Origin of the sequence: Halorussus sp. MSC15.2 (genome assembly GCF_010747475.1) — an archaeon.
Taxonomy (GTDB): domain Archaea; phylum Halobacteriota; class Halobacteria; order Halobacteriales; family Haladaptataceae; genus Halorussus.
Genome location: NZ_VSLZ01000011.1, coordinates 1 through 26,512, shown reverse-complemented (window position 1 = coordinate 26,512; position 26,512 = coordinate 1). Strand labels below are relative to the sequence as shown.

At 56.1% G+C, this 26,512-nt stretch carries 25 protein-coding genes; 15 read left to right on the top strand and 10 right to left on the bottom strand.

Translation table 11 applies throughout. The annotated features are described in order from the left end of the window. Positions 1–412 precede the first annotated feature (412 nt). On the top strand, positions 413–3,340 hold the full coding sequence (locus tag FXF75_RS21500; RefSeq protein ID WP_163524116.1) for a UvrD-helicase domain-containing protein: 2,928 nt from the start codon (positions 413–415) through the stop codon (positions 3,338–3,340). Between the two features lie 212 nt (positions 3,341–3,552). Here the strand turns inward: FXF75_RS21500 and FXF75_RS21495 are convergent, their stop codons facing one another. From FXF75_RS21495 to FXF75_RS21480, 4 genes are all read right to left on the bottom strand, one after another. Then, the gene (locus FXF75_RS21495) at positions 3,553–4,245 is read right to left on the bottom strand and encodes a hypothetical protein (RefSeq protein WP_163524115.1); all 693 of its coding nucleotides are present in this window, start codon (positions 4,243–4,245) and stop codon (positions 3,553–3,555) included. 117 nt (positions 4,246–4,362) lie between these two features. Next, the gene (locus tag FXF75_RS21490) at positions 4,363–4,869 is read right to left on the bottom strand and encodes a hypothetical protein (RefSeq protein ID WP_163524114.1); all 507 of its coding nucleotides are present in this window, start codon (positions 4,867–4,869) and stop codon (positions 4,363–4,365) included. A 15-nt stretch (positions 4,870–4,884) separates the two neighbouring features. After that, on the bottom strand, positions 4,885–5,631 hold the full coding sequence (locus FXF75_RS21485; RefSeq protein ID WP_163524113.1) for a hypothetical protein: 747 nt from the start codon (positions 5,629–5,631) through the stop codon (positions 4,885–4,887). Beyond that, positions 5,597–9,046, bottom strand: a complete 3,450-nt coding sequence (locus FXF75_RS21480) for a hypothetical protein (protein ID WP_163524112.1) — start codon at positions 9,044–9,046, stop codon at positions 5,597–5,599. The genes FXF75_RS21485 and FXF75_RS21480 overlap by 35 nt, the downstream gene beginning before the upstream one ends. Positions 9,047–9,379: 333 nt before the next feature. Here FXF75_RS21480 and FXF75_RS21475 point away from each other — a divergent pair, with 333 nt between their 5' ends. Continuing rightward, positions 9,380–9,619 (top strand): hypothetical protein, encoded by a 240-nt coding sequence (locus FXF75_RS21475; RefSeq protein ID WP_163524111.1) that lies wholly within the window; start codon positions 9,380–9,382, stop codon positions 9,617–9,619. Positions 9,620–10,999: 1,380 nt separating this feature from the next. Here FXF75_RS21475 and FXF75_RS21470 read toward each other — a convergent pair. The 4 genes from FXF75_RS21470 to FXF75_RS21455 form a co-directional block, all read right to left on the bottom strand. Further along, on the bottom strand, positions 11,000–11,899 hold the full coding sequence (locus FXF75_RS21470; protein WP_163524110.1) for a hypothetical protein: 900 nt from the start codon (positions 11,897–11,899) through the stop codon (positions 11,000–11,002). 90 nt (positions 11,900–11,989) lie between these two features. Further along, positions 11,990–12,385 (bottom strand): helix-turn-helix transcriptional regulator, encoded by a 396-nt coding sequence (locus FXF75_RS21465; protein ID WP_163524109.1) that lies wholly within the window; start codon positions 12,383–12,385, stop codon positions 11,990–11,992. A gap of 148 nt (positions 12,386–12,533) precedes the next feature. After that, on the bottom strand, positions 12,534–12,926 hold the full coding sequence (locus tag FXF75_RS21460; RefSeq protein ID WP_163524108.1) for a hypothetical protein: 393 nt from the start codon (positions 12,924–12,926) through the stop codon (positions 12,534–12,536). Then, positions 12,923–13,372, bottom strand: coding sequence for a helix-turn-helix transcriptional regulator (locus FXF75_RS21455; RefSeq protein ID WP_163524107.1), 450 nt, complete (start codon positions 13,370–13,372; stop codon positions 12,923–12,925). Before FXF75_RS21455 ends, FXF75_RS21460 begins: the two co-directional genes overlap by 4 nt. A 353-nt stretch (positions 13,373–13,725) precedes the next feature. Here FXF75_RS21455 and FXF75_RS21450 point away from each other — a divergent pair, with 353 nt between their 5' ends. Further along, a complete protein-coding gene (locus FXF75_RS21450) occupies positions 13,726–13,983 on the top strand; it encodes a winged helix-turn-helix domain-containing protein (protein WP_163524106.1) in 258 nt (85 codons plus the stop codon). A 464-nt stretch (positions 13,984–14,447) separates the two neighbouring features. Next, positions 14,448–15,602 (top strand): hypothetical protein, encoded by a 1,155-nt coding sequence (locus tag FXF75_RS21445; RefSeq protein WP_163524105.1) that lies wholly within the window; start codon positions 14,448–14,450, stop codon positions 15,600–15,602. Positions 15,603–15,978: 376 nt separating this feature from the next. Here FXF75_RS21445 and FXF75_RS21440 read toward each other — a convergent pair whose 3' ends face one another. Further along, on the bottom strand, positions 15,979–16,710 hold the full coding sequence (locus FXF75_RS21440; protein ID WP_163524104.1) for a hypothetical protein: 732 nt from the start codon (positions 16,708–16,710) through the stop codon (positions 15,979–15,981). 412 nt (positions 16,711–17,122) lie between these two features. Between FXF75_RS21440 and FXF75_RS21435 the strand changes: the two genes are divergently transcribed. The 3 genes from FXF75_RS21435 (at position 17,123) to FXF75_RS21425 (ending at position 20,364) form a co-directional block, all read left to right on the top strand. Further along, complete coding sequence (locus FXF75_RS21435; protein WP_163524103.1) at positions 17,123–17,560, top strand: hypothetical protein; 438 nt, start codon at positions 17,123–17,125, stop codon at positions 17,558–17,560. 582 nt (positions 17,561–18,142) lie between these two features. Beyond that, positions 18,143–19,123 carry an LVIVD repeat-containing protein gene (locus FXF75_RS21430; protein WP_163524102.1) on the top strand — a complete coding sequence of 327 codons (981 nt, stop codon included), beginning with the start codon at positions 18,143–18,145 and terminating at the stop codon, positions 19,121–19,123. Between the two features lie 2 nt (positions 19,124–19,125). Beyond that, entirely contained in the window at positions 19,126–20,364 is a 1,239-nt protein-coding gene (locus FXF75_RS21425) for an LVIVD repeat-containing protein (protein ID WP_163524101.1), read from the top strand. A 562-nt stretch (positions 20,365–20,926) separates the two neighbouring features. Here FXF75_RS21425 and FXF75_RS21420 read toward each other — a convergent pair. Beyond that, positions 20,927–21,160 (bottom strand): hypothetical protein, encoded by a 234-nt coding sequence (locus tag FXF75_RS21420; protein WP_163524100.1) that lies wholly within the window; start codon positions 21,158–21,160, stop codon positions 20,927–20,929. Between the two features lie 240 nt (positions 21,161–21,400). Between FXF75_RS21420 and FXF75_RS21415 the strand changes: the two genes are divergently transcribed. The 8 genes from FXF75_RS21415 to FXF75_RS21380 form a co-directional block, all read left to right on the top strand. Continuing rightward, a complete protein-coding gene (locus tag FXF75_RS21415) occupies positions 21,401–21,655 on the top strand; it encodes a hypothetical protein (protein ID WP_163524099.1) in 255 nt (84 codons plus the stop codon). Positions 21,656–21,881: 226 nt separating this feature from the next. Continuing rightward, on the top strand, positions 21,882–22,247 hold the full coding sequence (locus tag FXF75_RS21410; protein WP_163524098.1) for a hypothetical protein: 366 nt from the start codon (positions 21,882–21,884) through the stop codon (positions 22,245–22,247). Between the two features lie 127 nt (positions 22,248–22,374). Further along, complete coding sequence (locus FXF75_RS21405; RefSeq protein ID WP_163524097.1) at positions 22,375–22,929, top strand: hypothetical protein; 555 nt, start codon at positions 22,375–22,377, stop codon at positions 22,927–22,929. Between the two features lie 304 nt (positions 22,930–23,233). After that, positions 23,234–24,601 carry a DUF3383 domain-containing protein gene (locus FXF75_RS21400; RefSeq protein ID WP_163524096.1) on the top strand — a complete coding sequence of 456 codons (1,368 nt, stop codon included), beginning with the start codon at positions 23,234–23,236 and terminating at the stop codon, positions 24,599–24,601. 13 nt (positions 24,602–24,614) lie between these two features. Further along, positions 24,615–25,004 carry a hypothetical protein gene (locus FXF75_RS21395; protein WP_163524095.1) on the top strand — a complete coding sequence of 130 codons (390 nt, stop codon included), beginning with the start codon at positions 24,615–24,617 and terminating at the stop codon, positions 25,002–25,004. 21 nt (positions 25,005–25,025) lie between these two features. Next, complete coding sequence (locus FXF75_RS21390; RefSeq protein ID WP_163524094.1) at positions 25,026–25,487, top strand: hypothetical protein; 462 nt, start codon at positions 25,026–25,028, stop codon at positions 25,485–25,487. A 29-nt stretch (positions 25,488–25,516) separates the two neighbouring features. Next, entirely contained in the window at positions 25,517–25,771 is a 255-nt protein-coding gene (locus tag FXF75_RS21385; protein ID WP_163524093.1) for a hypothetical protein, read from the top strand. A gap of 18 nt (positions 25,772–25,789) precedes the next feature. Beyond that, positions 25,790–26,512, top strand: a 723-nt coding sequence (locus FXF75_RS21380) for a hypothetical protein (protein ID WP_163524092.1), incomplete at its 3' end; no start/stop codon positions are given.

Genomic DNA, 26,512 nt, shown 5'->3' with positions numbered 1-26,512 from the left:
ACCATTTCCGGTAACCTGTTATTCGAAGTCTTCGTCATACTTGATGCTCAGTTCGATGAGGCCCTGAATGTCGTCAGTCATTCTTGATGTTCTCAAGCCAGTCCTGTTTATCGCTAATCCATTTCACGAAGCTCGATTCGCCATCGGGAATCACCGCCGTGATTTTTCCGGTATCCGATTAATTTCGGACATGCTAATTACTCAGTTCATTGAAGCTGATAAATTCTATGTCTATGTGAACCCGCGAAGAAGAACGTTTAGGAACGTGTATAGTGCGTTCTACCGACGTTCACGCGAGGGATTGTTCCCATGACCTCGTCAACAGAACACAGTTTCTCGATTTCCCAACTTGACCGAACGCGGATGAGTTGTAAGGGAACATTTATCTAAAATTGTACCATCGTACGCGGATATGTCGAGTATCATGGAGTACCTTCGCGGACTGTTTTCCTCAAGCGGAACCGAGAATCAATCCAAGACCAAACCGGTCGAGAATCTTGACCCGGACGATGTTCTCCTCGATGCAGACGATTCGCCGGGTGCCATCACTATCAGCGAACAACTCATTGAGTGGCAAGAGAACTACAATGAGGAGTATACTGACTTCCTAACCGTTCAAGAAGCCCTGCAACAATACGAGCAGGCAACACAAACTCACGACCGTCTCCAACCATTCCTCAACCACAAAGAGGGGCTCAACGAAACCGACAGGGAAGCCGTAGAGACCGTCGCCGAACGCCTCGAAACGGTTATCGATTTCATCGAAACCCGTGACGCATTCAACCAGGAATGGGTCGAACGGATGAAACAAAACCACGCAGACGACCTGAATAGTTACTTCGACAATCCCGCGCACGAGCATACCGATAATCAGTTCCAGGCAATATTCCGGAACGACAACTTCAATCGGGTGAACGCCGCAGCAGGCACGGGGAAGACGACAACCTTCGGACGCCGCGTCCACTTTCTTCTCAAAGAATTCGACGACGTGAGCGAGGACGATTTGCTTGCGTTCACGTTCACTCGGAACGGGGCAAACGAGATGGAGACAGAACTGGATGAAACGTTCGACATTACCGGTGTTGATGTCCGAACCATGGACTCGTATGCCAAAAGCGTGGCAGAGTCCCATTACCCCGATATCGAACTGCTTGTCGAGGAAGCCAAACAGACTGAACTGGCCAATATCTGGCGCGACATCAAAGCTAACCCCTCCCATGAAGGGACCTATGAGGAGTTCATGGAGGTTTGGAAGCGCGATAACTACAACCCCGACGACATCGACGCAGTTGAACAAAAATACAACTCGGTCACGGGCAAATCGAAATTGGTCGGCGGGGAATCCATTGACACCGATTCGATACCGGAAGAGAACCTCGCTCACCAAGCAATTGCACAATACCTGACTTCACTCGAACTCGACTACGATTACCAAGTCCATCTCGACTGGGCACCATCCTCCACTGGCGCATACGTCCTCGACTTCCAACTCGTCGAACCCGCCAAAGGGAACACCATCTACATCGAGTATTGCACGTCCGAAGAAACACGGAGTGAACGTCCCTTTTATCGGAATCTCAATAGCGAACGAGCAGAAACTATCGAGCGCCTGTTCACACCGAATCCGGAGCAGACGTTTGACCCGGACGGAAAAGAAGGGGTGGTATTAGACGGTGAGGAACTGTTGGAGGCACCGAGCGACACTATCGCCTGGAATAAAACGACGAGAGACCAGTTCAAAAACAAGGTTACGAACGAACTCGAACGCCAACTGGAAGACCTCGGAGTCGATACTTCCTCGCGTCTCACCGGCCAAGACTTCAAAGACCACGTCTATGACCTGAACGTTCTTGAGCGGGAAGTTGTCGACAAAGTGGAGGACTTCATCCAACATGCACGCGTCCGCGAATGGACGCCTGAGGAAACAGAAGAGAAAGTCGAGGAATTCCTCGACGAAATCGACGACGACGAGGAAATCCCGGAGGGAGTTCCGGAATTCGCAGACTTAGCCATCGCCGCCTATCGCCAATTCGAGAAAGTCTTCGACAAAGTCGAAAAAATGGACTTCCACGCTGCAACCGTCCTTACACGCGACCTCTTGGAAGAAGAGAAAGTCGAAAGCGAACACCTCTACACACACGTCTTCGTAGACGAAATGCAGGACCTGAATCCTGTGCAATTCAGCATGGTCAAACAACTCGCTCAGCAACCCCATGAGGTTCGCGTGTTCGGAGTGGGCGACGACTGGCAGAGCATCTTCGGATTCCGTGGTGCCCGGCCAAACCTGTTCATCGACTTCGGGGAACACTTAGAGGCCGACAACTACGAGGAAGCTGCCGCCACTCCGATTGAGGTCTTCAGCGATAAGAACCCCAAATTGGACAACTACGAGGCATACGCAGACAGCACGCTCGAATCCAATCATCGGTGCCCAGATACTGTTGTCAAGGCCAGCAACGTTGTCATCAAGAATAACGAGATTCGAACGGAGAAAGACCCGAAAGGACATCCCGGTGGTGATCCGCTTACCGTCCACCACCTTGGTTGCGACCTCTTCGACAACAAGCTAAACGATTCGATGATTCGGAAAATCAAGAACCTCATGCGGCACTCGCCATACGCCGCCGATGAGACGCAAGTCCTGCTCCGACAGATGGGCGGTGACCCCATCTTCTATTCTAAACTCAAGCGGGAACTTCCGAACGAAGTTGATATTCGAACTGTTCACGATGCAAAGGGTTCCGAGGCAGAGCACGTTATCATCCCGAAGATGATCGAAGGCCATTTCCCGAGCTTCCGTCCAGACAAATGGACAGACCCGGTGAACCACCCCCCGAAGAAGTACCAAGAGGAAAATGCAGACTACCTTCTCGAGGAGGAACGCCGACTGTTCTACGTGGCGTTGACTCGAGCAGTAACGCAATTAGATATCATCACTGTTCAAGGGGCGGAGTCACTGTTCGTGGCTGAACTCCCGAATGACGAAGATATCTGCGTCCACAAGCGCCCGCTCTCGGAAGAAGAACTGAACGAAATCAAAACGGAACGCGAAACCCGGCGAAACATCACTGGCGTCGTCGACCGGCGGCAGGCGGCAAACTACGCCACGCTTGACTGGGACGACCGTGGACTCATCGGGATTAACATGTACGACGCAACCGATGAGCAGATACAACAAATCGACGAGCTCGCAGAAACGGACACCACCATCAGTTTGGAGAACTGCGGCATCCAGTATCGGTCACCAAGTAGTGAACGATACGACGACGCTCTCAAACTCGAACTCCAGTTAGATGAGGACGTAACGATTCTGACGAAGGCCTACCAATCGACGACCTAATTGAGGTGAAAACGTTTTTGCACTGTTAACGGCACTACTATTCCTCGTAGTCGTGGCGTATGGGATTGGTGTGGACTTACTCAGTTCCAGTCGGTTCGGCATTTTATTAGCTTAAAGAACATCTTCCAATATTTGATTGTGGTCTCGTCTTACTGACTACTACCGAAGTGGCAATATGACTGAGGTATTAGAGGGAATTGACGAGGTTATATTTAGTCTTGTAGACCGAGATACTCGTTTAGTTCTTGAGTTCGGCCACCGTCTTGGAGTGGGCCCGAAGTGGTAACGAGCACCACTCCTTCGTCAGCAAACTCTACGGTGCGTTCGGTCGGCGCTGAGAGTATTTTACGACGACCAATTTCATCAACGAGTTCAGCCGATAAGAATGTGACTCGCCGTAGTCGTTCTTGAAGGAACGCTTCAGTTGTTGTCGGCAACCAATTGTCGTATTCGCCTCTAAATGACCCGTAAGGGAGATCAACGCGCTGGAACACACCCGCACAAAGATCGACAAACGACTGAAATCGGTCGTCCGTTTGGACCTCAGTCCCGACAACAGACAACTGGATTCGGCATCCTGACTCGTCAGTTGGTACGAGACCAAGATTGAAATGAATCGGATTTGTGGTTTGCATATATGTAAGGTCGATTCCCATCTCGGTTGTTGATGGGTCAAAGTCAGTGTAGAGGTTCACAATGTCTGCGAGTCGCTCGGTATACTCTTGTTCGCCAGATGCTTTTTGAGCAATCTCCTCATTTGGATTAATAGGAATGATTCTGTACTTCCCTGGGTACTTTCCGGTGTTGTACCGGACTCCTTGCACGACGAGTGCGTAAAGAAATCGATGTATGAATCGACAGTTAGGGATAGTTGGCGAATAAAACTGGATTTCCCAGTCTTGCATATTTTGTCGATTACGTGCCAGACCTATAAACAACGTAGTCGATGTCGTTCGTCTTCATATACTGCTTCAATTCAGGGGACGGTTCGAATCTAAAGTCCACCATTTTTTATATATATACTATTGGTACTCCAATTTCACATCACTTATCGATTGCTGTAGTCTTTCGAACCATTCTACGGTCTCAATGTCGGGATTTACGTCAAGTGCGTCGTCTCGCCATTCCTCAGTAATACGGATGATTTCAGAGATTACATCATCCTTTGTTACCACAAAGGGATCAAAATGACGTTCACTCTGATCTTCGACAGCAGTCGGGCTAAAACACTTAGTAAGAGTAACCATCCCTTCCTCATGCGGTTCAATAACGAGGTACGTCCCACTATCGAGTAGCTCAACATCGCCGCTGAAACCTGCTAAAGTGTTCTCTGCTGCTTTCAGCAAGTCAACCAGCGTTAATCCCGTCATGATACTTTCAACATAATGGTCCTCACCACCAATGAGGTACTCGTCATTAACCCGGATTTTGATTCGACCGTCTGGCATCTTGCCATCCGCGATGAGTTTCTCAAACTCAGGATCGTACTTCAGTTGTATTTGGAACTTGTTATCTATCTTGGAGACCATTCTTTCGATTCCTCTTTAATTGCTCTCTAGTTCGTCTTCCCATTTACCGAGTTGTTGAATCCACTTATGAACGGCGTCCCCCGTTTTCGGATATACTTGCCGGATATGACCATTTCGAATGACAACTCGAATTTTACTTACACCAGTCCTAGATTCGAGTTTAGGACCAAGGTCATAGGTTATCCGGTCTTGCCGATCTGTATCTGAGTTTTTCACAGCTTGGTATGCCATCCTCTTAATATCCTTCTTCTTCATCTCGTTAGCAGGCTCTAAGTTTCGACCTTTTATTTCCTGTCCCATCGGGAAGAAGTCCGTAGCCCCCTTTTTAGGGTCATCCATTTGCTCGCCGTGAATGTGCCTACCCTTGATATACACCCAACCACTATCCTTCGTAGTATCGTCCGGGTTGTAACGACCTTGAAGTAGCGGTCGCACGTCTCCATCAGTATCTTTGACGACAACGTGGACATCGTCCAAGTCATTTTTATCCGCGATATCAAGAAGTTCATTGATAGTAATATCGCCACTAGAAATATATTCTTTGTTAGTATTATCCAACAGCTTTGAGGCTCGCCGAAGGTCGTTTCCGTCGATATCGCCATTCTTGTAGGCTCGAACAAGTGGGGTGACGTCCTCACCGGCACGTTCGATTTTATTCAATCGTCTAGCAGTTTCAGGATTAATATCGTCAAGGTCAGCAAGCAGATTGACGTAGTTTTGACCGCCGTCACCGACCTTTTTTTGGACTGTCGCTACGTACAAGAACTTGGCCGAGTTTCTCCTGAACCCTTTCGTTGTACCGGTTGAATTTCGAGAGTGTGCCACCTTCCGCATTACTAAGTTTCTGACGAACGTCGTATTTCACACTCGCCGTTTTCACGCCTGACAGAACCCGCCGTCCACTCTTTCTGCTCAAGTGTACGCTACCCTTTGCAGCCCTCGCGCCCAACTTGAATGTCACCCGTTTTGCTTTCCCAGTCGTCCGGTCTTCGACCGTATCTAGATACTTACTCGCCGTCCTCAACCGACCGTTCCGGTCAAGTGTATCGACGATTTTCCCGAACGTCTTGGTGCTCTTCGCGGCTTTCGTCGCCTGACCGCCGACCACCATCGAAACGAGCGTGTAAGAAATATACCCCCCGTACCAGGCCACGCGGTACTCCGTGTACAATTCTGCTTCCGTATCCTCATCGTAGGGATTGTTGCGCTTCTGGTTCTCCTCAATTTGCTTCGGGAAAGCCTTGATGAGGTCGTCAAGAAGTCCGAGATTTCGGAGGATGGTGACGACCTGCGTAATAGAATCGAGGAAACTGAACGAGTTCTCGGCGACGGCCCTCACCATTTCGACGGTGCTACCTGCGCCCGTCGAGAAACCAGAGAGATAGCCGAGGTCGTCTGCAACCTTCTTCGCGTAGATGTCGTCCGAGCCGAGTTCGTCTGCAACTTCCCCGTAGAAGTTCGTGCGCTCCAGTGCGACGACTTGCCGGCTATTGTCGTTGCCGTCGGTCGCCTTCACGTCAACGGTCGTCCCACCGAGTGCACTGTCGATTGATTCGACAGGACCAGTCGTGAACTCTCTCGTTCCACTCACACCATCTGGTGCATCCGAGAACGTGGAATCTATCTTCGTCTCGCCTTCCTTGACGTATTGGACTCTCGTTACACCGCTTGGGTCACTCGCACTATACCCGATTCGATACGTCGTCTCGGGTGGGTTGGCGGTCGTCTCGAAAATCGCCTGTAGGATACTGATTTCCGGCCCTTCATAGTCGTGAAGCGTCGGATCGGTATCGTAGTCAAGTTCATCGTTGTCGGGAATCCCATCGTCGTCGGTGTCCGCCCGCGATGGGTCAGTTCCGAGTTCGAGTTCATTCCCATCTCGAATCCCGTCGTCGTCGGAGTCTGCCAGTATCGGATCGGGGTGGGCTGTCCGCGGCGTAAGATGGTTCCCCGGGTCACTATTGTCGTCGTAAAGGGCTGCAAGGAATGCCTTCGAATCCTCGCTCGACTTCGTGTATCTGACAGTCCATTTTTCGTTCGTTTCCTCGTAGTCGTCAAGTCCATCCCCATCGGAATCAACTTTGGCCGGGTTACTGTTCAGCAAATAGTAGTCACGTTCGACCTCTTCGCTGTCGACCTTCTGACCGACTTCTTCGCCGTCCGTTAGGCCATCTCCATCCGTATCAGTGTCGTACGGGTCTGTATGAACACGGTCTTGATTGCCAGTCAGGATACCGAGTTGCTCGATTGAGTTCGAGAGGCCGTCGCCGTCGCTATCCCGAGTAATCTCGACATCGAAGTACTCTACTTCGATATTCGACATGTTCAGCGCTAAAATTCGGACAGTCAGAGTCTCTCCCGCGGCATGAGTTAGGTCCTTCTCGATAGATTTAGATTTACTAACCCACTCACCATCCTTACCGTCAACGTCGAATACGGTGTACTTGTCTGAGTCCGTGATTAGCAGAACTTGGGCAGTCGCATTCCGTTCTTTTGCAGATCCCTCGAACGAGGCATTAACTACAATCTCCGATGAATCAGTCGGAAGCTCGACCGATCGAGTGAGCTTCGATGGCGGAATCGGTTCACCGCCCCCTCGGCCCGGAATCGACGTTCCAGTTGGTGGGTCCGACGGATCCTTCGTCGTCGTTGTTGTTGTCGACGTTGGAATCGGGTTACTACAGTTCGGCTCTGTAGGCTCACAGAACTTTTCAGTTCCAATCCGTCCGGTCCCCGTCTTCGAATCTTGAATGGCTTGATAGAGTGAACGCGTAGATGATTCATTTTCATCCGTAAACGAGTCTGAGCCATCTGCCTGTGTCGGTGCATTGATGCCAGACGCGTCGAACGATTGGCTACTATCTGAGCCAGCACCAACGACCACGCCGTTACCGCCGTCACAGTCGCCGGTACAGTTCCAATCGTCCAAGTTTTTGAAGCTCTCGTTAATGACGTACTTGGGTCGTGGGTCGACCTGTTTCTGTCTCTCCCACTGGCTCTCGTTCAAGACGGTAAATGTGGAGAAGTGGGGCGTCGTTCCTGTCACCGTGTTGTTCGCACTATCGACTGTCGACGGGAGTTTCACGTACGTCTGGAGCATCCGATTATAGGTGTAGACCGCAAGCTCGCGTTCATCACTGACTTGCTTCTCGTTGTAGTCGATAGAGAGGTTCGCGCTCTCGAACTCGCTTTCGGCCTCGAAATGTAGGATTTCAGAAGCTGAAGCATTTCGTACAGGGCCAGACTTGAGGTTTTCGTTGGTCTCGTTCTGGATGGTGACTGTGTCGGCCACGTTGCCTTTGCCCGAGATATTGACCGCCGCGCCGACCGTCTCATTTTTCGTCTCGGTCGAGAACGTCTCGTTGCCGTCCAGCACCCCATTCCCGTCGGTGTCGGCCACAGTCGGGTCCGTTCCGACCTCGTACTCGTCGGGGTCGGGCAGTCCATCAGAGTCAGTATCGGGCGCAAGGGGATCCGTTCCGTTCGCCAGTTCTTCCGAGTCGTTCAGACCGTCAATATCGGTGTCCGCTCGAACTGGATTTGTACTCGTGTTCTGTTCACGGTAGTTCGACAGCGTGTCGTTGTCGAGGTCCTCCGCGGCGTCCAAGACCGAATCGGTGTCGGTATCATTGCTTACAGGATCGATACCTTGGACCTGTAACTCGAAGCCGTCAAGCAGACGGTCGGCGTCAGTATCGTTGTCAAGCGGGTCGAGGTTGAATCGATATGCTTCGTAGATGGTTTCGCCGTCGCCATCGAGATCCTCCACGCCATCGGTGATGTTGTTCGAAGATTCGTTCTGGGCGGTCCGTGTCGCGTTGCTGTCGGGGTCCAGCGGGTCGGTGCCGACGACGTTCTGCTCGTAGGTGTCGGGGAGGCCGTCGCCGTCAAGGCGGAGCACGTCTCGTCCAGTCGTCGCGTTCACGTCTGAAGAGTCGGGTGCCCACCGCCGGTTCGGGTCGGTCGCATGGACCTCGATGACGTTGACCTGCTTCGAGAGGGTAAGATTCGTCTGGAAGGTAGCGACCGCGCCGGGGGTCGTCTCGGGCGTGGCGTTCACGTCAAGCACGAGCGTCCGGTTCGCGCCGTTCAGCGAGACGACCGCGGTGAGTTCGTGGCCCCGCACGTCGAACACCCGACCACGGAGTTCGTAGGTGGTGTTCGCCTCGTAAGGCATGTCTTCGCGGGTAGTGATCGTAACGTTCGGAGTCGTGGCGAGGTCTAGTATGTCCAGCGCCTGCTGGGCGTGAATCCACGCGACCCGATATTGGGTGATCGCAGTGTGGTGCTGGCCGCGATTGCGGAATCGCTCGGCGCGCTCGACCGCGGCTTTGGCGGTACTGATGTTCTCTGCGACCGCTGATTCGTTGAACGAAACGTTGCGGGCGCGGAGCGTCTCGCGGACGCGCTCGGCGTCCGCAATGGCAGTCGTGGTGAGTTGTTCGTCAGAACGGACCAGCAGTTTCGTGACGTTCGGTGCGAACTGCGGTGGAGTGCTGGCCTTCTTGTCGTGTTCGAAGAGGACCGCCGACGTAGTGCGGTTCGCGTCGAGGACGTACTGGAGGGACTTGTTGAGGGCTTTGAGCGCGGCAGTGCGGTGGCGCTGGGCCGACCGGCCGGGACCGTCGAAGTCGGCCTGCTGGAGCGCGGCAATCGCCGCCAGTCGGTAGTCCGCGGCCGAAGCGTCGTCGCTGAGAGTTACGTTGACCGAGGCGTTGGCGAGTGGCCTGCTCTTGTTGGCGAGTGCTGAGCGGTTGTGCTCGACGCTCGGCGGTGTCTCCGGGTTCTGCGCCCACTCAGGCGGGCCGCGTTCTTCGGGAGGACCGCCGCCACGGTCTTCGGGAGGTCCTCGATCTTCCGGCGGACCGGGGTCTTCCGGCGGACCTTGCGTCTTGTTGTCCGGTGGACCAGGGTCTTCCGGTGGACCTCGCGTCTTATTTCCTGGCGGACCTTGGGTTTTGTTACCGGGTGGCCCTGCGTCTTGTTGCCCGGAGGACCTTGCGTTTTGTTGTGGGTGGTTGTTGGCGGGCCTTCCGGTGGTTTTGCGGTGGTGGTTTCGGGCGGTGTCGTCGTGGCTGTGGTCGGCGTCTGCGAGGTGTTTGTACCTTTTCCCTTGCCGTTCCCATTTCCGTTGCCGTTGTCTGCGCCGAGTATCGCGGGAAGTACGTCGAACTCAACGAGCGAATTCGTGAATGAGTCGGTGAGCGAACTGGCAGTCTGCGATTGGTTCGGTGTGGCGAGAGCGGCGCTGGCAGGAGTGAGTGTCGCCGTGACGAGGAGGATAGAGAAAATGATGGCGAGGGTGCGTTGCGTGTGACGATTCATTGATTGAATCTCGATAGAAATTCAGTTATAAAATTGTTTTTGGTATTATTAAATAGAAGTGAGAGAGATAGATTTAAGCAGTGACGGTCAACCGAGCCTGATATACCTACGCAACTAAATACGACTATCAGGTTTTGTGACAAGAAACAGTTGGGAGCGGAAAATCCGTCTCATATCAGCCCGTCGGTCAAATGAGACCTCCATTTCTCAAAATCCAGCTGTCAGGTAGTCGCCACACCAAAATAGCATCTCAGTCGGAGTTGTCTCGCGGATTTGAACGTCGACTAGCTAGCCCGGTGGAAGGTCACTCTCGACTAAAATATGCAGGAGCGTCTGTCCCTCCCCACTCAACGCTCGTGCTGTCACAGTTTCAGTCGCATCTTCGGCGTTAAGCTTCAACTTGATAGCGTCCAACCGAGTCAACACTGTCGAATCGAACGAGACCGTCTCCCGTTGGTATCAAGGTCGGTGGTACAGAGCCAGTCGGAGTCACGTGGTCGAGTGGATACAACGAGCACTCGCTCGTCCGAAGACACATCCATCCCCGTTCGCAGATAACGTACCTCTGCAGATTTGTCTGGCCACAAACGCTGTTGGCGTCCCTCCTCCAGTGCATCCCGTCCGTGTCTACCGCTGGATGCCACTGGAATTGAGAGACCGACAGGTAGCCATAGGGTGTCACCGCCACGAGGACCCACCGTTGGGGGTGGTCTACACGTCGTGACGGATTCAGACCGCCGCCGATTACGGTCGGTTGTGGGAGAGAGGTGTCCCTCTCGGGGTGTGTTTGGGTCCGGCCAGTCCGTTATCCGGCCACCTCGTCTGTGGCCGGACCGTCAGTTCCACCAAGTGATGGTTCACCCGGCAGCTCGGCGTCCTCGGTCAACACTATGACGTTCTCTTTGTAGGTGAGGCCGTCTGCGGTGCGTTTCTTCTGGGTCGTGATGAGTCGATGGTTGCTCAGTTCACGCATGGCGTCGAGCGTCCGCCGCGCCAATTCTTGGGCGTAGTTTTTCGACACACCCTCCTCGTGGCGCATAATCCAATCAGCAAGGTCGGAGGATTTGAGGTAGACACGCCACCCGCTACTCCCGGTGGTCCAGAGTTGGTAGCGGCCAGGGTTATCGCGTTCTCGCCATGCTTTGGCGGCAAGTTCGTCAGGCTTGCGGTTGGTAACGCTCGCGAGCATTTCGTCGTCGTAGCGAGCGAGTCGCTGAATTGGGAGTAAATCCGCAGTGGAGTGGGCGACGGTGCCGCCCCGGTTGAGGGCGTCCTCTTCGCCGGGAAGCCGGGCGTACTGGTTGTCGTCGTCTTTGGTGATGCGTTCGACGCGGTCACCATCCACGTCGAGCAACTCGTCCATGATGTTCGCTTCGACGTTGTCGTAGGCGAGGTGTGCGCCTTTTTCGAGTTCGCGAGATTGGAGTTCCGCAATCATCGACCGCGTCCCATTCGCTTTTGCTTCAAGGGCGCTCAGTCGCGCGTCGTGTTCGCCTTCGACCGTCTCCTCTAGCGCTGCAAGTCGGGCTTCGGCCTCGCGGCGCGCGTCGCGCTCTTGGAAGAGTTGAGTGCGGAGGTCCTCAACCTCGCGTTCAAGGTCAGCAATCTGTTCTCGGAGGTCGGCGGTTGCTTCGTGGACGCGTTGTTCGACGAGTTCGGCGAGCTGTTCGGGGAGAGCTTGTTCGGTGAGGGTGTCGGTGGTCATCAGTTCTCGGGAGTGTGGGTTGTGTGGCTGGTGAGCGATACCGCTAAACGTACGCGTGAGCGCAACGGGCGACTAAAGGGGATGTCTGGGCTATCCGCGAGGTCGCCCGTGGAGTCGGAGACCGGGCCGCGGCGGCTCTGCAGGTAAGTCGGATTCGGGAACGTCGATGTCGAGCGAGATGGCGTTCCGCACAAACAACTGCGTGAGTACGGTTTTCCCCTCGTCGGTGAGGTCGCAGGTGAATCCGCGGGCGTCGTCCGGATGGTCGCTCTTGGTAACGAGGTCTTGGTCAACTAGCTCATTGAGCCGTGGATAGAACTGACCGCCCGCGGTGTTGGTCTGGCCGAGCGCTTCCAGTTCCCGCTTGACGTCCGCGCCGACAGGTATCTCGGTAGCTTCGTTCGCGCGGTAGACTGCGAGCAAGAGGTCGCGTTTGTAGCTGGTGAGGTTGGCCGCCGTCTGCTTGACCGAGCGAGACTGCGTCATCGACCCTCACCTCCGGAACTGGGAGTGACACCCTTGGGGATGATACAGCCACACGGCTGGATTGTGCACTCGGTGGGACTGTTGGCGGCAATGGCGCGAATCGGCGTCTTGCACGCGGGACACTCGCCGTCCTCCAGCGTCGTAGTGCTCATTGGCCGGTCACCCCCTCGTTCGCGCGGCGAATCCGCTGGCAGAACTGGCAGGGTCCGTATCGCTGGTCTTGGGCTTCGCGACGGGCGAGTTCCGTGAGTCCGTCGTGGTTGACCGGGCAGAGTGGTTCTCCCGAATCAGTGGTTTCGTGGTAGGCGTACGACCGCTGGCCCGTCGTCTCGATAACGAGGACCGTCTCCTGTGCTGGGTAGGTATCGTTATCAATTCGCGCGTCAAGGTCCTCACGCGTCGGCTCTTGGACGGTGTCCGGGTCCGGACACGTATGCGACGAGAGTTGAATCGTCGGCGTCCCACAGTCGCCGCACACGTCGAAGGTTTCGGGGATTGCCTCGTCTAGGTCCGGGCCGAATCCCTCCGTGGCTTGGGTCATGACTCGCCCTCCTGTTCGGACATATTGGCGTCCGTCTGGTCCGGAGCAGATTCCGTCTGCTCGGACGCATCCGCATGGTCTGGGCCGATTTGATTCGGAGCAGATTCGGTCTCGGCGTTGGCGTCGGCTTCGAGTTCGACGCCGGTTTGTCGAGCGCGTCGGCACGCAAACGCCTCCAGCAGGGCACGTGTTCGCTCCGTGGTTGCGTACTCGTTGGTGCGGCCGTCGCGCTCACGTTTCTGAATGTAGTTGTCTGCGGCGAGAGAATCGAGGTTCTGGTAGAGCCGACTATGGTTCACGTCCTCGTACGGTCCGGCTTCGAGACGTTGTTTGATTGTGAGGCCCTTCGGCGGGCTATCGTCGCGTTCGAGCGCCCGGATTGCAAACAAGAGGTCACGCTCGAACGCTCGAAGGTTCTCGACTGACGTAGGGGTGTCCGCGCTCATGCCCGGTCACCTCCCGTCCTGCAGGCGATTGATAGACTATCCGCTCCTCGTGCGGGACATTCAAGTCCCGTGTGCTGTAAGGCTTGCATGGCTTCCGTACTCCAGTTACGGAGGCTCACGCGGACCCGCTGGCACCAACAGCGGGGTCCGCTTTCTGAATGGACCCATCGGCGAGCGACGAGTCCGCGATTTTGTCTCCGTGAGAAGTCTCTCTAAACGCCAACCATTTAGTTCTAACTCATTGTACTGTTATCTATGGCTAACAGATTAGTTGTTTGTTGCCTGTATACCGGGGTGACTATAGCATTAGACCGGAGAAAGGCGGTCAAATGCGCCGACCCCGGGTGTCGTGGATGACGAACGCAGATGACTACATCTTAGAGTTTCTTCTCAATGAAGGAAACAAAGAAATTGTCGCCACGCCATCTGTAATCGCCGAAAACATCGATTTCAATTCGGGGTACGTCCGACAGCGTATCTCGAAGCTCCTTGATGCAGGGTTAATCGAATACCATAGTGAACCACAAGGAATGTACCAAATCACGCAGAAAGGCCGTGACTACTTAGCTGGCGACCTTGACGCAGAAGAACTGGAAAAGGACAAGGAGTAGACCGATGTCTGGTTCGTCAGTCCATCGCTGGACGCGACTCCTACTGTTTCTGGTCTGTTTCGTCGCCGCGACCGTTGGCTTCGTGGTTTGGATGGCCTCGCTGGCGTAGCGCGGCCGCGTTAGTCGGCTGGTTTGCGCTCTACTCCGAATTCGGTTCTGTCTCAATCTGCTCGCGTCCGGGCCGCGGTTTGGTTGCATACTCGGCGCGAGACAGGCCGACTAAACGGGTGTATGGCGAGCGTGAACGAATAAACCCCGATTTTGACGGTAGAGGGCTTGAGTTGTTGGTAAGTAGCCAGTATAAGCGATGAATTAAAGTGAACAAATGCCGACGCCCTCACCGAGTTAGTAGTAAGGACGGAAGAATCTCTGAGTGGAAAAATGTAGTTTTAGGCCATTTTCCCTTGGACCAATGACAGAATGATTTACCATTGTGCGCAGTCTTTATTGTTGGGGGAATTGGGATGGCTGAAGGCCCTGATGAACGACAATATCTTACTCTACAAAAGGAGTGTGAATCTGCAGAAAAGCGGTTAGACAACCAATCGGACACTATTGAGGAATTAGGAAATAATGCGACCAAAATGTTTCGTGTGCTACTGGTATCTTCTGCAGCTATTATTGCTGGTCTCTTTCAATTTCGTGGACCAAATATGAGCTTAAGGGAAGCTATCCAGCCACATTCATGTATTCTATCAATAGTGGCTGGTGGATTTTTCCTCTCCATCTTCTTTTTAGTGAGTGCAACATTAGGTGTTGGCACAGCAATAAAACACACATCAGGAGAAATTGAAGAAATTCATACAGCAAAGAGGGCAACACCTCATGTCTACTTTATACGAAAATTAGACATTCTATATCAAAAAATATCATATAATGAAGGTGTTATCAAGGGGCAGCGGCGGATAATGGTAATGGCTGATGCATTCGTTTCAATTAGTTTCGTTGCTCTAGTCTTATTTGGAGCGAAATTATACATAGGTAGTTTATCTCAATATATTGTATATTTAGTTATATTGGTGATAAGCGGATGTGGAGCTTATATTGATGTGAAATATCCACCAGGGCATCCAGCGAAGATACTTCCCTCAACCAATGCCGATTGGGGATATAGATTGAGGAGTCCAACAACGATTCCAGCGCAACTTAAACAGTCATGTCATAAATTGGCAGGAAAACCTATTGTTGACATTCTAAAAGCTATTATTGATATCCTAAAACCTCTATTGGTTATCTCCATAATTATTTTGATTGCTTCTCAGCTGCCAAATTGTCAATCTCCAACCGATTTAATACCTATGGAAAATACACTCCGTAGAATATTACAATTTATACCCTATATCTTATGTATTGGGTCTATCAGTTACTGCTTTTCACTTATGAAGAAGTGTATCGGTCCTGGTCCTGCAGACCTTAACGTTGGAAATACCGATAGCAGGTCCCTCGCGTCCGTCCGACCTGCTCCACCAACTCGTACCGCTCCAACGACTGGAGATACCGCTGTCGCGTCGACTTCGACTTCGGAGTCCCCACACGGTGCTCGTACTCGTCGTGCAACTCGCCCGCCGCGACCTCGCCGTCCTCCCGAACAATGTCGAGTAGAATCCGCTGGTGAGTAGACAACCGCGGGACGTTCCGCTCGTATACCTCCGTCTCGGCGTCGCCCGCGATGTCCTCAACTAACCCCGGACTGAGTGAATGACGGTCTTCTATCTCCGCATCCTCGGCAGTCGGGCGAAGCAACGCAATGCCGAAGTGCACGTCCCCCGCAGCGAGGTGAGCAATGCGCGCTATTGTCGCATCGTCGGCCGCGCTGTGCTACAGGCCCGCCTCAACACGCCCTCAGATGATGTCCACGAGTTCGTGGTTGCGGTACTTATCGAGGCGGATCTTCGTCGCGGTCCGCACCCGCGACTGTACACGGCTTTCCGCGCCGCGAGGAAGTCGTCTTCGTCCACCCATACCATGGGCAACGTATCTGAGTAGGGACTCTAGTTAGAGTACGTCTTTTCCGGTTCCTGCTGTCACTGTTTGCAGTATCTCTACAGCGTCGGAGAGTTCCGCTGTCGATTCAAAGCGGAGCGTGTCTGGTCGTGACAAACCAATCTTTGAAGCAGCCCAACTGATTGCCTGCCCGAGTTGGCCTTGTTCTGGCTCGTACCATCGTAGTTCGATTTCCAACTGCTCCGGACGCGGTTCAACCGACGCAAGTCGAGAAAGGCCATAACAGACGTTTCCAATACAGAGTGATGGTGGAGAGATGCTACATTCCGTACCGGTGACTTCCCATTCCACCAGTAGGTGATTTGGGAGGACCACTGCCGGTTCGACGTCAATGGCGTTTTGGACCGCATCAATGATGTCACCGGACGAATCGCCATTCATCGTGAAATCTTCGTGGTCGGGAACGTACCGAAGACACGTTTCGGAGTCGCGGACGAGTTCAATTTTCCGTATGCCAAAGACGCGAGCACCCCCAGTCATCTCCAGAAGTGATTTAATCACTTCTAATGAACTCTCAGATACGTGAGCTTCGTACCTTACAGCACCACTACCACTGGTTTGCGAGAAGTTGTCGTCCAACTCTTGGATAATCGAAGGGTAGTCGTCGGCTACTATTCCCGTCTCAATCGATAGGACGAATCGGTCTGCGAAGGACGACGCTGCTTGGATGACCTCAAACAGTACTTCCTCATGGTGTGGTGTACCTTCTATCGGATAGCTCACGACGAGAGTGTGAGTGGGATGGTACTGAGTCAAGATATCTATTAGACAGGAAGGCCGACTGGAGGCTTAATAGTTAATCTTCCCAAGATGTAGGCGAGCGCTCGACGCCGCCGACTACTACCTCAAGATACACGCCGACACGACCGCCGTTTCGACCGGCCGCCACGAGTAGTTCATGGAACGCGCCGTCGACCAAGGGTCAGTCACACTCGAAGAAGTCGCTGAGATTCTCACTACTGATGAACTCTCGTTTGAGGCGGAGACCAGTTGGTCGGTTGGGGCCGAATAGCGGAGACGTACTCAGCGACCCATCTCCTCGGCAGTCAGGTGAACGCTTGGCGGAGCGCGTCACAGTCTCAGTGGGAACTGCCGAAGACTTTACATTCCGGGCAGTTACCCATACTCAACGACGATGAAGGCGGTTTCAATTGGTCATCGTAGTCGAGTCCGGAACGCCACTTTGACGGGAGTAATTGTCGTCGTCGGCTATGTACTCCCGTTCATCGCGGAGCACTTGGGCGGTCCCCGGGGGGTCGGTGAAACGCTGCGATTCCTCATCGGACACACGTATTTCCACTTCTACTTGCTCTGTGTGGCCCTGACGGTGGCTGTAATGGGGGTGTCGTGGTACTACCTTGAGACACCGTCGGTCCGCAACTACGTAATTGCTGGACTCGGATACGGACTCGTTACTGGGATTGTCTTCTCTGCGGTCTATCTGGTGCTGGGCACGCAGGTTTACTCGTTCACGATGGTCGGGATTTACGTGGCGATACTGCTAGGAATTGGAGTCGTCGTCGGAACGGTCGCTGGGGTGTTGCGCCACTACGCAATCGGCTATCGGTCCTAAGGCCGTGTCTCTGTCAGCAATGCATCCGTCTCGGAGTGGCAACTATATCGAGTTCGAGATAGAGCGGAAGTCGCTAGCGAATAACTATAGGTTCACTATTAAATAGAATCGTTTCAGGGTCTCTTTGAGTAATCCCCTTCTGGGGATTTTGATAATCTCGAAGCGAACCTAACCGGAGATTCTGTAAATATATGTGGTTGTAACCTAATGAATCCAGGGTATTGTTGAGTATTGTTACGGTCTTTAATGGCTAATTAACTACAGTTAGTCCCGAATGAATACTGAGATGGTCACTCCATGACCCAAACGAGGCGAACACTGCTCCAACTGCTAGGCAGCACGGTTGCAATCGGAAGTACAGGACTGGCAGCGGCACGCAAAAAGTCGAAAAAAGGACGAATCAGGAAGCTCGGACACTCGCTCCTCGAGGACCCACCGGGCGGATACACAGAAGGGGACGTACGTGACGACGGCAAGTACGCTCTCACGGGAAGCTTCTTCGGCACAGGCGGGAGCTTCCTCGTCGATATCAGCAACCCGACGAACCCCACTCAGGTACACCAAGTACCCTCATCCGAGAACGTGCGCAATGCAGACGTGAAGTTCGGCCGCCGCGATGGCCTCTACTACAGGTCACAGGAGCCGAATCCCGATGAATACGACGATTTCGCCGGTGTCGAAATCATCGACTACGGTTACGCAGACGGGACGCCCGAGAACCCGGCCATTCTCGGGACGCTCGACTCTGGGTCGACGCACAACCTCTTCCCACACCCGACCGAGCCGTACGTGTACACCACCGAACATCACGGCATGGGCGTCTTCGACGTGAGCGACCCGACCGATACCTCGTTCGTCGGGACGTTCGGCCCCGAAGCCGACCTCCACGACATCGTCGTCGACCCCGAAAACGACCTCGCGCACTTGGCGTTCATCGGCGACGGGTTCGACGGCTACGTCATCATGGACGTCAGCGACCCCGCGAACCCCGAGATGGCCGGGAGCTTCAGCTACGAAGGCCGACCGGACTACGCGGATGTCCCGCTGGGTGAGGAAGCGTTCGAGAACTGCCACTACGCCGACTACGACCCCGGACGTGGCATCGCCGTCGTCGGCGACGAAATTGGCCACGGCAAACCCGGCGGCAAACACATCTTCGACATCGGCTGGGGCGACGGCTCCGTCTCGAACCCCAAACCCATCGGATACACACCGTCTCCGAACGCGGAGTATCAGGGCGACGACCCATTGGAAACCTACGACTGGACGACGCACAACCACGACATCATCTCGAAGGGGAACAATTCTCTCCTCGTCGACGGCGCGTACCACGAAGGAACGGTCGTCTGGGACATCAGCGACCCGACAGACCCCACGTTCACCGACCGCTACGCGACCGACGACATGGCCGACCAAGCCCAAGGTCCGGGGTGGCTAGGCGAGGCTCCGATGGCGTGGGGTGCGAACTACAACGCGACGCGCGACCTCACGGTTGTGTCCGACATGGTCACCGGCATCTACGTCTTCAAAGTCACACCCGCCGCGGAGAAGGGAGGACAGTGACCATGCACCGTTCCACCAGACGCAACCTCCTGAAGGCGACCGGCGTGCTCGGCCTCGCCAGCGTCGCGGACCTCAGCAGTGCCAGCGTCCCCGGAGACGCGCAGAGGTCCACCGACGACACGCTCCGTCTGTTTAGCGAGCAGGCGGTCGACGGGTCGCTCGAAGTCTCCACGCAAGGCAACTACGCGTACGTCGCAACGGGCGACGGTCTCGCCGTCGTCGACTGGCATAACCCGACCCGGCCGAAACTCGTCGGGTCGATGACCGCATCCGATCCGGCAGGCGGCATTCTCGATGCCAAGGTCGACGGTGACCTCGTGAGCCTGGCGAGCAACGGTGGGCCGGGTGTCACGCTCGTGGACGTGAGCAATCCGACTGACCCGACCGAAATCGAGTTTGTGAACGTCGGCCATCACATCCATAATAACTTCCTCGCTGACGGCTACGCCTACCTCACCGTCAACGAGTCTGGCGAGGCGGCGTTCAGCGAGGCTCGCACCACCATCGTCGACGTACACGACCCGACGAACCCGCACGTCGTCGGCGAGTACCGCCTCAAAGACGACTTCCCCGAGTTCGCGATGGGCGGGGTCAGCCCGTGTCACGACATCTACGTCCAAGACGACCTCCTCTATCAGGCGTTCTGGGACGCGGGCATCGTCGTCGCGGACGTCAGCGACCCGACCAATCCGCAACTGGTGGCGCAGTTCGGCGACGCGCCCGGTGCGGACAAACCGGGTTACAATCTGGAGCGCTACCTCACACGGCCCGGGAACGCGCACTACGTCCAGCCGTCGCCAGACGGCGACTACGTCTACGTCGGCGCTGAGACGTTCCCCGGCGAAGTCGGTGTCGAGAACCCCGACAACGACGATTACGGTGGAATCAAAATCTGGGACGTCTCGAACCCTAGCAACCCCCGGAAACTCGTCCGCATCGAACCGCCGAACGTCGATGCGTTCCGCACATCGCACAACTTCGACGTCACCTCGAACCGACTCCACGCCTCGTGGTACAACGGCGGCGTGACGGTCCACGACGTGAGCGACCCGTCGAACCCCGAGACCATCGCCAGCTACCACACCGACGATACGTCGTTCTGGGGTGCCGACGCCGCACGCGGATTCACCGTTGCGAGCGACATCGGCGGCGGTCTCGTGTTCCTTCACAGTGACCGCGGCCGCAGGGACTCGCCGGGCTTCGATGGTACTGGCCGACCCGACTCACCGGGGATGCGGTGAGTGTCGGCACCTAGTCTGTGGACTTTACGGGCTAGTACCCGTGGCACTGCCACATCCTCGGACACGAGGATGAGTCGATGATGTGACCGTTTGAGGTCGTCGCTGGCAACGCAGACGACCCAGACCGGAATGTCGGGGAGACCAATAATATGAACTGGTGACTATGCGCCGTGTATTCACCACGCCTGCCGAACCAATCACGGACTGAAGATTTTAACAGAGGCCGCCACGTCGAGTCTCCGCTCCGCGGCCTCCGCCGCCTTCGCCGTCGACGTGAAACAGACGAGAGTACCATCGGACGTTCGGCGGGTCAACTAACAAAACCAATATAATGAAATGATATCAATTATCTGGTATGCCAGGTGGTTTCATCGAGCGGATGGAACACATCGCCGACCACCTGGGAGACGGATGGGTTATCGAAAGCCTCACCGTCGAACCCGGCGAGGTCGGTGCGACCGTACAGTACGCTCACTGCTCCAAACGCAGAATCCGATGGACGGCCGGTACCGACGGACAGTGTATCACTCTTCGGGGTACTGAAGAGGGCGTGCAGACGTGGCTAGACGCAGACTGCGTCCACGTTGGTCGTGCTGCCGACGTAATTCAGGGTTGTGCGTGGTTCGTCGAGCGCGCCGCAGCGTCGTCGGGTTCGGCGGTCGCGGGCGGTACGGGAGAGGCGCTCGAACCGGCCGCTCACGGCGAGGCGCTTCGAGATGACGGTCACTCGCCGTCCGGCGACGGCGTTCATCTGTCGCTCGACGCCGCCCCTCGACCGTCGCCTGACGACTATCATCGCCCATTGCCGACCAATGGCCTTCGACCGGCAGGTGAAAGGGGTCTCTAACGATTGTCCAGTATGCCACCCCCAAACAAATCATAAAATTTAAATTGTAACAGCTAGGTAAAAGTAATATCGGCGGGTTCTAGCGCGCTCAGAGTACCGAATGACCCGTCGCTGAATCGCACGACAGCCATCGACCGACCGAATCTCGTCCGACGGCGGGGTCGGTCGGAAATCCATCAGCCACCACACATGCCGAACAAACAGCTACGCGACTGGCAGAAGGTCGTAATCATGGCCTGCGCTCCGTTCTTCGGGAACCGGGCCATCGCCAAGAAGGCCAACTGCTCGGTCTGGTCCGTCCGAAAGTACCGCAACCGAATGAAGGAACGCGAAAGTACGCTCGACGTCGACGAGGACGCCGACGCGGTCGTCACGCCCGAGGGCATGGACGTCCTCGACGACATCGTGCAGGCCGGCCTCGAAGAGAAGAGAGGTCGCGTCTAAGCGCAACTCCCCCTCAACCTGCTTTCGCGCACAGTGACCGCCAGCGGGCATTCGCGGTGACTGTCGGGGTCACCTGTCGAACTGTCCGAACACCGTACGGATTTTTTGTCCGCGGCCCGAGTAGTTCCGCCACGAGTCCCAGCAGAGTCGAATCGAGTCGGACTGCGCGAGGTCGGAGTTACTTCGCGGAAAACTAGTTTATAATCCCGTCTGCGTTGAGTGTGATATGTCGATTAGCAGTTCCCCCGACCCGAATCGAACTACGACCTACGCGGTTCAGTTCGTCCTTGAAGTGGACGACCGCGCGTTCGCCGACACCCTCCTCGACGCGGTGCCCGACCGGGACGCCGCCCGCATCGACGCCGAGGGTTACAAGACCTACGTGGACGAGACAGCGCTCGGGAACCCTGCCGTGGGCGCGTCCGTTCCGTTCTACGACCTGACGGCCGCCGAAGCGCTCTACGTGTCGCTGCAGGAGGTCGATGGCCTCGAACACTGCGTCGAGTCCGGTACGCTTGCCATCCGCGAGCACGCAGGTGTCATCGAGAAGGGCCACGAACCGCCGGTCGTCGCGCGAACCGCGTACCCCTGATTACAGACCGCCCCGACCAAACCACATTTAGATAACACGAGCCGTAGGAGTTCGTGATGTCTGTCATCGAACCTACACACCGGACCGGAGGGACGCGCCCGTGCTGACCTTCGACGAGCGGTCTAGAGTGGAGAGTAGCCTTCCGGGGTCCTACGACGTGACGTGGAGCGGAACGACGTACACGTACAGCATCGAGACATGGTGGGAGAACGAGAATCACACGCGAAGCTATCCCGAAGTGATTCTGGGCTGGAACGAGCGCAACGTCGAGAAACAAGACGCCCAGTCGATGGGTCGTGTCGTCGCCGTGAACGAGCGCCCGGGCGAGAACGTCTACGAGTACACCTACGCGACGCGACTGTACGACGAACTCACAGTAACGTGCCTCGTAGAAGACGCCACCAACGCCGATAGCGTGCCGCCGAAACCCCGCGTGGAGTCGTTCGCCGAGACGCTCTGGAGTCACTTCCGGTACGACTTCGACCAGAATTCGACGGGGTCGAACGGGGAACGGCCGGTCGTCGCCCGCATCTCCAGCGACCAGATTCACGAGGCCCACACAGACTCTGCAGGGACCGACGTTCAGGAGTACGAGTTCCGGGTCCGGCTACACTACACCGACAGGCACACCGAGACCGTAGACTCGACCGAGGACGTCGAGTACACCGTCACGACGAACTGACTCTTCCGCTGTTCTTCGCCCGCCGACTACGTTCGGCTTCCCCGCTGACCGCGTTCGCCCTTCCGTAACTGCGCCGCTCGCACGCGTTTCGGCCGTCGGAGTCGCCCTTGTCCTCGCCAATGGACTCCCCTCTTCTCGGTTCCGTCGTCCGTCGCGTCGCTCGCCGTTTCGCGCCAGTTTTCGAGGGCTTCCCGGTGGTAGAGACGCTGTTTTGACGTCGTTCCCGCCCCGAAGCACTCGTTTCGCTTTTATTATCTGAAAACTGATATATATCATCCCGGCAGTACGAACAGTTGCCAGTCCCATGCCAGTTTCAGTAGTCGACATCAATCTGTCGGCCTCGACCGGAGCGACGGCGAAGCCGACGTACAACGACATTGCACTGATCGGCCACGCGACGACTGCACCCTCCGTCGGGTTCAACAACGGGAAACGGTACTCCAACCCCGACGACGTCGCCAACAACTTCGGCGACGGAAGCGACGTTCACGTCGCGTCGCAGGCGCTCACGGAGATGGGCGTCGAATCGTGGGTCGTCGCAGTCGCCGAAGAACTGACCGAGTCGAGCGTGTCTCTGGGTGGTGACACCACGAGTACGGACCGAGTCAACATCAAGGACACCAACTCCAACCACCTGCCGCTTCACGACGACCTGAGCGCCACCAGCGTCTACGTGGACGGTACCGAGAAGACGGTGGTGCCCAAGACGGAAAGCCCGCCGGACGTGAACGAGACGCCCGCCAACGACGAGGCGTTCGTCAACTTCGACACCGGCGAAATCGTCACCGGGACGACCACGAGCGGTAGCGGACCCGGTATCACGGCTGACTATCACCACCTCGACTGGTCGTCTCTCGAGACCGAACTCGAACCGCTCGGCATCGACCTGTTCACCCTCGCAGATACGCGCTGTAAGCGCGAACACATCGGCAACCTCAACGAGCTCGTGACGTTCGCCAGCAGCATCGACGCCGCGGTCGTCGGCGCGCACATGAACGGGGCCGAAGCCGCCACCGACGCTGAGGCGATGGAACTCGCTCACGAGGTGGCCGGTTACGTCCCTAGCGGCGACCTGATGATGATTGCGCACAAGTCTAGCGAGGACGTCGCGTCCTACGTCGCGGGCCAACTCGGCGTCAACCCCGCCTGGTTCGATCCGTTCTGGGACGGTGAGGGCTATCCGTTCAGCACGGACTTCTACCGGCGCACCCTCGTCGGGGACCCCGGTACGACGGAGACGTTCGAGGGTGGCGACTCCGACGGCAACGGTCCGTCGAACGCCATCATCTCGGTGGACGGGACGCTCGTACTGTCTAACTCGTTGACGACCGCAGGTTCCTCGTCGGACTACCAGTACTTGGACGTCGGCCGCACCGAGTCGTTCATCGGTAGCGAGGTCGAGGAAGCTCTCAAGAGTCTGCGTCTCGACAACGACCAAGTTCCGTTCACGAACAACGGTCGCTCCCAGCTTCTCGGTGCGATTCGTGGCCGACTCCAGCAGTACGTCGGCTCGAACAACGCGCCGCTGTCTGAACTCGAGGTAACCGCACCGACTATCGACCAACTCTCGGACGCAGACAAGGCCAACCGCGTCTTCAGCGGCATCACCGTCGAAGGGACGCTGGCCAACAACATCCACGAGTTCGGCGTCGAGCTGAACGTCCGAGTCTAAGGAGTAACTACAGATGCCAACCAAGGAATACGACGCCCGTGAGATATCCATCACGGTCAACGACGAACAGATTGCAGACATCGACAGCTTCGGCTACGACCAGTCGAAGGCCCACGAACTGGAGCGAACGCTCGACGGCGGTAGCGTCTGGGTCAAAGGGACTGGCGAGTTCACTGGGTCGTTCGCGGTCAAGGCAACGTCGGACGACGTCCCCATGTTGGAGGACCTCTTTCAGGAGAGCTCTGTCTTCAACATCACCATCTCCTACGCCGAGGGCGAACCGCGGTCGGAGAGTACGTTCGTCGACTGCGTGCTGACTGATTTCGGCCCCTCCGACTACGAACTCGACGGCGTCCCGACGGTCGAAGGCTCGTGGGAAGCCGCCGAAGTTACTCACCAATAACGTTCTACACCATCAGCCACCATGACAGACGACACCGTACTCGAACGACGTGACGCGACCGGTCTCGAAACGAACGACGAAGTCGAGCGGACCGTAGACGAGATGCTCGACACAGACGACCTCGAAGCCGAGGACGTCGGAGCCGCGGGTGGAACGGACGCGCCCGACGCTGACCCCGAGAGCTTCGACTTCGAAGGGCAGGAGTGGACGCTCGACGAGCGCCGTGAGCCCACGGTGTTCGAACTCCGCGACATGAAGTTCCTGCTGGAGGAACCCGAGAACGACGACGCCGTCCTGAACAAACTCGAAGAAGTCGCCGAAGCGGACCGTGCCGCACAGATGCGCGCGCTCGTCCAACTCGCAGTCGCCAAGCCCGACGTCTCGGACGAACGCTGGGAGCAAATGGCGTTCTCCGCCAAGCTCGCGCTCGCTAGTCGGGCCGCCGAGTTCCTCGGACTCGACGGGGGTTTTCTCGACGAGTAACCGAGTGGGCAGCGTCACCTGCAGGTCGGATGACCGTGAGCATCGCGCTCCGGTTCAACGAACCTATCGAGGACGTGGCGGGCTGGCCGTGGAAGAAGCGGTACGCCTACGCCATCGCGCTCTCGGAACACCAGCGCGCACAGCGTGAGGCCCAACAGGCCGCGCAGAACGTTGGCGCTCGGTCGGCTGGTGGTGACGTACCGACTCCGCCGTCGAACGCGCCGCGCGGAGTTCACCCCTCGGTTGCGAAGCACGAACACGTCGTCCGCGTCAAGGACGACTGATACGTTATTCTTTACACAATGGCATTCGGACTCGGAAAGGTACAGAACCTCAGTTCATCGTTGAATAGCCTCGGCTCCGCGTTCAGGAACGCTGGAAGCACTGCGAAGACGGCGAGCAATCAGTTCCGGAGCGCGAATCAGGACATCGGTGCTATCCAGAACCACGTCAAAACCGCTCAGATGTCCTTGAAGTACCTCCGGAGCGCATGGAGTTTCCTCGTCGCGGGGGCCGCGAGAGACAGCAAGAGCCTGCGAAACGACATCGACTCGCTGACGAAGGCCTACAAGCGACTTCAGGAGAACATGGGTTCGGGGCTCGCCCCGGCGTTCGAACTCGTCGCAGAGGTACTTACCGGCGTGTTCAAATTTCTCAACAAGAACAAGACGGTTGCGACGGCGCTCGGAATCGTGATGGGCGGGTTGCTCTCGGTACTGTCCGTGGTCGTCGCCGAGTACGCCGCGTTGACCGCGTACTTGGTCCTCACCGAGGCACTCCTCGCCAACACGACGACCGGAATCTACCTGAACGCCGCCGCTCAACATGTCTGGGCGAAAGCGACGGGCGCGGTCACGAAGGCCAAGAAGTTCCTCGTGAGTACGTTGACGAAGGAGAACGCGGTGAAAGCAGCGAGCGCGGTGAAGTCTGCGGCGGTCAGCGCTGCTGAATTCGTTTGGGCGAAAGCGACGGGCGCGGTCACGAAGGCCAAGAAGTTCCTCGTGAATACGTTGACGAAGGAGAAC